Raw genomic sequence first — 6,510 nt, forward strand, 5'->3', positions numbered from 1 at the left:
AACGCCCGGCGAGGACGGTGGCCGGGGGCGACGACCCCGGCACCGTCCTCACCCGCTCACGACTTCTCACACGCTCACACAGGAGATGAAGCCATGAACGACCCGACTCGAATCGGCCGGCCCGGGACCGGCGTCAGCCGGCGTTCGTTGCTCGGCGGCGCGCTGGGCGCCACGGCGGCGGTCGCCGTGGTCGGAGGCGCGGCGACGTCGGCTCGTGCTGACGACCTCGCCGGTGCGGAACACGCCAAGCGGCGTATCCCGCCGAGCGGTATCGGCATGCACCTGTACACCATGCGAGGACCGCTCGCGCAGGACTTCGAGGGCACGCTCGAGCAACTGGCCGCCATCGGTTACGCCACCGTCGGGGTCAGCGGACGCCACGGACACGACGCCGCCCAGATCCGCGGCATGCTCGACCGGACCGGCCTCAAGGCCGTCCTCGAACACGTCGGCTACGACGCCATCACGAGCGGGCGCTGGGAGCAGGCCATCGAAGACGTACGCACGCTCGGGGGCAAGTGGATCGTCATCCCGAGCCTGCCGTCATCGATGCACAACCCGGCCGGATACCGGGAGGCCGCACGGCGGTTCAACGAGGCCGGGCTGACCGCCCGCAGTGCCGGGCTCAAGCTGCTCTTCCACAACCACGAACCCGACCACAGGGTCGTGGAGGGAGAGCTGCTCTACGACATCCTGGTGGGCGAGACCGATCCGGCGCTCGTCGGCTTCGAGTTCGACCTCTACTGGGCGGCCAAGGGCGGCGGTGATCCGGCGAGCTACTTCCGGGAGCACCCACGCCGCTTCCCTGCCCTGCATGTCAAGGACATGGCGCCCAATGGCGACTTCGCCGACGTGGGTTCCGGCGTCCTCGACTTCGCGGGGATGTTCCGATATGCGCGCAGGGGCGGCGTCAAGCAGTGGCTGGTTGAGCACGACGCGCCGGCCGACCCGTTCCTGACCGCCCGCAACAGCTACGCCCATCTGGCCGCCCTGCGGTACTGACGCCCGAGTCGTGGGGTGTCGGGGTCCCGGCGGGCCGCAGGGGCCCGACACGCCACGAGTCAGCCCTGTGTGTCACTGGGGGCGGGCCTCCAGGGACATCGACGGCGAGTTCGCGCACGACCGTCTCGTCGACCTCGACCTCGACCTCGACCTCGAGCCCCGGGCCTTCGGGCACGTGGGCGAGGCCGCCCTCGTCCGGACGGTGGGGCCGGCGTACGGGGACCGCCACCCGGCCGCCGCCGCGCAGGTACGGGTCGAGTTCGGCGCTCATCGCGCGCTCCCACGCCCGGCCCTGGAAAACGGAGTTGATCAGCAGGATCGCACGGGCTTGCCGGGCCGGAAGCGTGGAGACGTAGGCGATCTCGCGGGAGGGGTCACAGAAGGTGATGGTCAGCATCATCAGCAGTCCCCGCTCGGAGGCGGCCCGCATGACGCCGCTGGCGATCGCCGCGAAGTAGGGGTCGCTGACGTCGTGGCAGATGACCCTGACGACCCGGCTCGAGGCGCCGGCGAGCGCCTGCGCGTGGGTGTTCGGGATATAGCCCAGCAGGTCCGCGGCGGCCAGCACCCGCTCCCTCAGCTCGTAGCGGACCTTGGTGGTCCCGTTGAGCACGCGCGAGGCCGTCGCGCGGGAGACGCCGGCGGAGCGGGCGACGACCTCGAGAGTCACGTGGGCCGGTGCTGCGCGCTTGCTCACGATGCACCCCCGATCAAGGCAGTGGCACGCTTCGAGACACCGGTGCGGGCTATTGACCTCATCCGATGCGATCTTTACGGTATCAGAAAGCGCTTTCCAAAACCCCCGGTGGCGACGGGACGGCTCTCCGAGGGCAGAGGAGTTCATCGTGGGGCAGGGCAGGACATCCACGGCGCCGGCGGCCTCCGCGGCCACGGTCGCGGGCGTGGCCGAACGAGCCCGGCCGGGCATCGCCGACCGGGCCCTCGAAACGCTCGCGCAGTCGTGGCGGCCGGTCGCGCTGCTCGTGGCCTGTTTCGCCGCCTGGTGGGTGGTCTCGGCGGCTCGCCTGGTGGAGCCGTATCTCGTGCCGTCGCCGGGCTCGACCCTGCAGGTGATGTGGGACAAGGCCGGTTACATCTGGCACCACGGCTGGGTGACCACCTACGAGACACTCCTGGGATTCGCGATCGCCGTCGCCGTCGGCGTCCTCGCCGCGGTGATCATGGTGTACTCGTCCACCGTCGAGAAGACCCTCTACCCGGTGCTGCTGTTCGCTCAGGTGATCCCCAAGATCGCGATCGCTCCGCTGTTCATCGTCTGGCTGGGCTTCGGCATCGCGCCGAAGATCGTGGTGGCCGTGCTGATCGCCTTCTTCCCCGTGGCCATCTCGATGATCACCGGCCTGAAGTCGGTCGACCCCGAAATGGTCCAGCTCTCGGCGACCATGGGCGCCGGGCCGCTGCAGACCTTCGTGAAGATCCGCTTCCCGGCGTCACTGCCGCACCTGTTCTCCGGCCTGAAGGTGGCGGTCACGCTGGCCGTCACCGGAGCCGTCGTCGGCGAGTTCGTCGGGGCGAACGAGGGTCTCGGATTCGTGATTTTGCAGGCGAACGGCAACCTCGACACCCCGATGCTGTTCGCCGGGCTGATCGTCATGTCGCTCATCGGCGTGGTTCTCTTCCTGCTCGTGGAGATCGCCGAAAAGCTCCTGCTCCCGTGGCACGCCAGCCGCCGGGGCGATGCCGTCACCACCACCTACTGACCACCGCCCGACCGAGGAGCGCCCACCATGAAACTCCGCACCCTCGCCGCCGGCCTCGTTCCCCTGCTCGTGCTCACCGCGGCCTGCGGCGGAGGAGGCTCAGAGAAGACCAAGAGCGCGTCGGGCAAGGAGCTCGACCGGGTCACGCTGACGCTCAACTGGTACCCGTACGGAGAACACGCGCCCTTCTACTATGGGAAGAAACAGGGCATCTACGAAAAACACGGCATCGACCTGCAGATCCAGGCGGGTCAGGGCTCGCAGAAGACCGTGCAGGCCACCGGTGCGGGCCAGACCGACTTCGGCTGGGCCGACACCCCGGCCCTGCTCGCCGGCGTGGGCCAGGGCATCCCCGTCAAGAGCCTCGGGGTCTTCCTGCAGATCACACCGGCGTCCGTGCAGTTCTTCACGGAGAAGAACATCAAGACCGCGGCGGACCTCAAGGGCAAGCGGATCGCCGGCACCGCGGGCGATGCGCTCTCGAAGACCTTCCCGGCCTTCCTGCAGAAGAACGGGATGGAGGAGAGCGACGTCCGGATCCAGAACACCGACCCCGCCGGCAAGATCGCTGCGGTGATGTCCGGCAAGGTCGACGCGCTGCTCGGGTACGCCAGCGACCAGGGCCCGACCATGCAGGAAAAGGCCGGCAAGCCGGTGTCGTACCTGCGCTTCTCCGAGCTCGGCCTGAACTTCTACTCCAACGGTCTCGTCGTCGGCGAGCGCGCGTTGAAGAGCGACCCCGACCTGGCCAAGCGGATGGTGACGGCGACCAGTGAGGCATGGGCGGCGGCGGAGCGGAGCCCACAGCCGGCGATCGACAGCATGCAGGGCGCCTCGGAGCAGTTGCCGCCGGCGAAGGTGCTCACCGACCAGTTCAAGACCACGCTGACGCTCCTGCGCACCGATGCCACCCAGGGCAAGGCGCCCGGCGTCAACACCGAGGCCGACTGGAAGGAGACCATCGACGTCTTCGCCCAGGCGGGCGTGATCCCCGACCCCAAGCCAGCCGCGGACTACTGGGACGCCGGCGCGGCGATGAAGGGCTGACGATGACCGAGGAGGTCGAGCAGACCGTCGCCGAGCGCTCCCCTGCCGAAGGCGGCGGGGACGTGGCCGCGGTGGACGTCGACGACGTGGCCGTCCGCTTCCGTACCAGGAAGAAGGACGTCCTGGCGCTGCGGCAGATCTCGCTGAGCGTCGCGACGGGCGAGTTCGTGGCGATCGTCGGGCCCTCCGGCTGCGGCAAGTCGACCCTGCTCAAGCTCGTGGCCGGGCTGCTCAAGCCCTCGGCCGGCGCCGTACGGCTGCACGGCGACGCGGTCACCGGCCCGCGCCGCGACATCGGCTATGTCTTCCAGCGCGCCGCGCTGCTGGAATGGCGCAGCGCCCGGCGCAACATCCTGCTCCAGGCGGAGATGCGGCATATGCCAGGCGCCGAGGCGAGAAAGCGCGCGGACGAGCTCATCGACATGACCGGCCTGCGCGGCTTCGAGGACGCCTACCCCCACGAGCTGTCGGGTGGCATGCAGCAGCGCGTGGCGCTGTGCCGCGCGCTGCTGCACCGGCCTCCGGTCCTGCTTATGGACGAGCCCTTCGGAGCGCTCGACGCGCTGACCCGCGAGCAGATGAACATCGAGCTGAACCGGATCTGGCGCGAGACCGGCACGACCGTGCTGCTGGTCACCCACTCGATCGCCGAGGCCGTCTACCTGGCGAATCGGGTGGTCGTGATGAGCGCCCGGCCCGGCACCGTCACCGAGATCATCGACGTCGCGCTGCCGGCCGAACGGGACTACGCCGAGACCATGGGGCTGGAAGAGTTCTCCAGCGCCACGACGCGGATCCGCCGGCTGCTCGGCGCCACGTCGGGTGGCGAGTGACCGGACCTGGGAGACCCCGGCCACGGGCACACCACCGCGGACATGGCGCGACTCGGCCGGCGCCTGGCTCGGTCTCGGCGCTGCCCCCGGCGCGCTCGTGCTCAGGGCGCAGATCGGCGGGAGGCACGACGAGCACCTGCCGGTGCAGGTGCTCGCGGCCGGCGGGATGGCGTGGCCCTGCTGCTCGCCGTGCAGGGACGGCTGGGGCTGCGCGCGCGGCTCAGCGAGGACGCGACGCTGCCGGAGCTCACTCCGCGCCGTCTGCCGCGCACGGCCGACCGTGGTGTTACCGCGCTGCTCGCGATGGCGATGATCGGCTGGTTCGGCTTCAACGTCGGGCTCGGTGGCGGAGCGGCGGCCCTGTTCGGGCTGCCCGACTTGCTGGGCGTACCGGTCACGAGCATGTAATGGGCACGGCGGGTTCGGCCGGCGGCCCAAGAACCTGGAAGCCTACGACGCCTACCTGCGCAGACGCTGGGCCGAGGGATGCACCAACGCCGAACTCCTCCACCGGGAACTGCAGGCGCTGGGCTATCGCGGCATCGGCACCACCCTCCGCCAATACGTCCGCCCCTGGCGCGGCGGAACACCTCCCACCCCGACCTCACCACGGCCGCCCACCGTCCGGCAGGCCACCGGCTGGTTTCCTGGGCACCAGACCACGCTGATGCCCGCCCCGAGACCCGTTGCCGCGCCGGCCCGGTGTGAAGCGTCCTCGGCCGACCGGGTTGGAGTTCCGCAGGCCCTCCTCCATGAGGTGGTCGTAGAACAGCCTGACCGGCACGATCCGCTACTGAATGGTGGCGTTCGACAAGCCGGAGCCCGAATCAAGCGCGACACGTTCGCGCCCCGGCGGTGGGGACGCTCGGTCAACGCCCGCACGAACAGGCCGATATGCGCCCGGCTGGCTGTCACCGGGTCGACGCCCTCGCGCTCGCACACCTCCAGGTACTCGGCCAACCCACGCGCATGGGCATCGATCGTCCGCGGCGCTCTCCCCAGATCCACCCAGATATGCAGCCACTCGGCCGCCCGAGCATGCCGCCCCAAGACCGGCCACTTGTCCTCCAGCACCACCGTGCCGCTCAAGCCATCTCCCCAGTTCCGTGGTCAGGACCGAGGAGACATGATCACCTCCACGGCCAGATTCCACGTAACTTTTAAGACGCTCAAGCGGCAGATGTACGGCCGCGCCAACCCCGATCTCGTGCGCAAACGCATCCTCTGGCCGACTGACCAGGATGCGATCACGAAATGCCTGATTCAGAATTCGGCAGTCGTTGACGCCACTGTGATCGGCGAGCGGATCCCGACTGTGCCACTGCCCGTACGGGTGGGAAGGCGGGGACGAGCGACGACCCGAGAGCCGGGAGACTCACGCAGTCGCCTCCTCGCCAGCTGGGGCGGATTTCCCCTGGAGAGGAGCGCATCGGCATGTCCGATGACGGAGTGACCACCGGATGGTCCTTCCGGCGTTTCCCCGCTCACCTCCCGCCGAGCCCCCCGTTGTCAATGGCCAAGTGCGTGTGCTTTTGGACGGCGAGGACGTGTGGCGAACGCCCGGCAAGAAGCTGGTTCGGGGAGCGGTCTGGGGAAACGGACCGAGAGCAATTCCGACACCGCGCCCCAGGCCGACTCGACCATCCACGGGTCGCGGAACGCGGGTGAGGGTAGGAGGCCCGACGCCGCAGGCCCTATCCGATTCAGTGGAGCGAGCCTCCCTACTCCCGGTTAAGGCCCTCTACCTGCGGCGCTAGGCAGATGTCGGGGATGGCGTTAGCCTCGTGAATTCTCGTGCTTCGGGGAACTCGTAACGTAGTGTCACATCATGCGAGAGGTGCCGTCCTGACCTGGCATGATCTGGATTTGCGAGATCAAGTCCATGCAGGAGAACGGCACCTCGGAAG

The 6,510-nt window shown here is 69.2% G+C and carries 6 protein-coding genes and 1 riboswitch; of the genes, 5 read left to right on the plus strand and 1 reads right to left on the minus strand.

Annotation, left to right across the window (positions count from 1 at the left end):
* The first annotated feature begins 93 nt into the window (after positions 1-93).
* Complete coding sequence (locus ITP53_RS20460; protein WP_195897022.1) at positions 94-1,002, plus strand: sugar phosphate isomerase/epimerase family protein; 909 nt, start codon at positions 94-96, stop codon at positions 1,000-1,002.
* On the opposite strand, the gene ITP53_RS56135 is transcribed toward ITP53_RS20460, so the two are convergent.
* Entirely contained in the window at positions 911-1,699 is a 789-nt protein-coding gene (locus ITP53_RS56135) for a LacI family DNA-binding transcriptional regulator (protein WP_328815181.1), read from the minus strand. The genes ITP53_RS20460 and ITP53_RS56135 overlap by 92 nt on opposite strands.
* Before the next feature lie 148 nt (positions 1,700-1,847).
* On the opposite strand from ITP53_RS56135, the gene ITP53_RS20470 reads away from it, so the two are divergent.
* From ITP53_RS20470 to ITP53_RS20485, 4 genes are all read left to right on the plus strand, one after another.
* Positions 1,848-2,723, plus strand: a complete 876-nt coding sequence (locus ITP53_RS20470; protein ID WP_328815183.1) for an ABC transporter permease — start codon at positions 1,848-1,850, stop codon at positions 2,721-2,723.
* Between the two features lie 27 nt (positions 2,724-2,750).
* Positions 2,751-3,770 (plus strand): ABC transporter substrate-binding protein, encoded by a 1,020-nt coding sequence (locus ITP53_RS20475; RefSeq protein ID WP_195897023.1) that lies wholly within the window; start codon positions 2,751-2,753, stop codon positions 3,768-3,770.
* A gap of 2 nt (positions 3,771-3,772) precedes the next feature.
* Positions 3,773-4,603 (plus strand): ABC transporter ATP-binding protein, encoded by an 831-nt coding sequence (locus ITP53_RS20480; RefSeq protein ID WP_195897024.1) that lies wholly within the window; start codon positions 3,773-3,775, stop codon positions 4,601-4,603.
* 171 nt (positions 4,604-4,774) lie between these two features.
* On the plus strand, positions 4,775-5,011 hold the full coding sequence (locus ITP53_RS20485) for a hypothetical protein (protein ID WP_195897025.1): 237 nt from the start codon (positions 4,775-4,777) through the stop codon (positions 5,009-5,011).
* Positions 5,012-5,854: 843 nt separating this feature from the next.
* Positions 5,855-5,978, plus strand: a riboswitch (cobalamin riboswitch).
* Positions 5,979-6,510 lie beyond the last annotated feature (532 nt).

Origin of the sequence: Nonomuraea cypriaca (assembly GCF_015645445.1) — a bacterium.
GTDB classification, from domain to species: Bacteria; Actinomycetota; Actinomycetes; order Streptosporangiales; family Streptosporangiaceae; genus Nonomuraea; species Nonomuraea cypriaca.

What these genes read in the sequence shown, in the direction of transcription:
- ITP53_RS20480 (WP_195897024.1), top strand. Translation starts at nt 3,773, where the DNA reads ATGACCGAGGAGGTCGAGCAGACCGTCGCCGAGCGCTCCCCTGCCGAA.
- ITP53_RS20460 (WP_195897022.1), top strand. Translation starts at nt 94, where the DNA reads ATGAACGACCCGACTCGAATCGGCCGGCCCGGGACCGGCGTCAGCCGG.
- ITP53_RS20475 (WP_195897023.1), top strand. Translation starts at nt 2,751, where the DNA reads ATGAAACTCCGCACCCTCGCCGCCGGCCTCGTTCCCCTGCTCGTGCTC.